General features: G+C 63.8%; 1 protein-coding gene. It reads left to right on the forward strand.

Annotation, left to right across the window (positions count from 1 at the left end; all coding sequences use genetic code 11):
• Window positions 1-1,185, forward strand: a 1,185-nt coding sequence (locus tag G361_RS0123400) for a hypothetical protein (protein ID WP_026343403.1), incomplete at both ends; no start/stop codon positions are given.

Genomic DNA, 1,185 nt, shown 5'->3' on the forward strand with positions numbered 1-1,185 from the left:
GGGATCAAGGACACGACTGCGTGGCCGACGTTGCTCGACAACGCCGTCGGCGGAACACTACTGTTCGACGCCAGCTCCGCACAGGCCTGCATCACCGCCTGCCACACCCTACTCGCCACCATCGAATCCCTGCTCACCACCGTCAACGGCACCCACACCCCCTCCAAACCCCTCATCACCTACGCCTCCGACGCCTACAACACCCACTCCAGCGCACCGGTAGTACACACCGACAACGACACCATCGGCTCCGCCACCAGCTTCCGCCACCTCCTCCAGAACAAATGGGCCGAACTCGCCCAACGCCTGCGCCAGCACAAACAAATCGTCACCGACATGGGCAAAACCTTCGCCGCCGCAGCCAACGCCTACGAACTCGCCGAAACCACCAACCACGACAACTTCGAACTCATCGTCCCCACCACCGGCGACCCCTACACCTTCAACACCAACAACCCCATCACCCCCAACGCCGACAACTGGCCCAACGAAGCCGCCTCCGGCCCCACCGGCCTGCACAACTTCGTCGCCGACCCCCACGCCGCCACCGTCGCCGGCGAAGCAGAACCCGGCAGCATGTTCAACCTCGCCCAGTTCTACTTCATGTCCATATCCATCCAAACCAACAACCCCGTCCTCGCCAGCGATGCCACCCAATGGAGCCAACTGGCCGCCAAATGGAACACCGCCACCGACGACTTCTACAACGCCACCTCCAACGCCCTCACCGACACCGCCACCTGGTCCGGCACCGGCGCCGACTCCGCCCTCACCGCCGTCGCCAACTACTACCAATCCGCCCAAGACCTCGGCGCCGGCATGAAATCCATCTACACCGCCCAGTCCTACCTCACCGACCTCTTCGCCAACCTCTACAAAACCCTCCCCCAACACTGGGTCGCCGTCCGCATGGGCCACTGGGGCGGCTGCTCCACCAACAAGAACAACCTCTCCACCACCCAAACCCACTGGAACGAAATCTACGTCCCCGCCCTCCCCAAAATCGCCGCCTACATCCCCACCCTCGCCGACCCCAACAAAGACACCGCCAGCGGCCCCGACAACAACTACGGCACCGGCGACCCCGGCAACGGCAACAACAACAACGGCTACAACGGCAACGGCTACAACGGCAACGGCAACAACAACAACGGCGGCGGCAACGGCAACAGCGGCACCGGCGGC

Origin of the sequence: Nocardia sp. BMG111209 (genome assembly GCF_000381925.1) — a bacterium.
In the GTDB taxonomy this organism is placed as follows: Bacteria; Actinomycetota; Actinomycetes; order Mycobacteriales; family Mycobacteriaceae; genus Nocardia.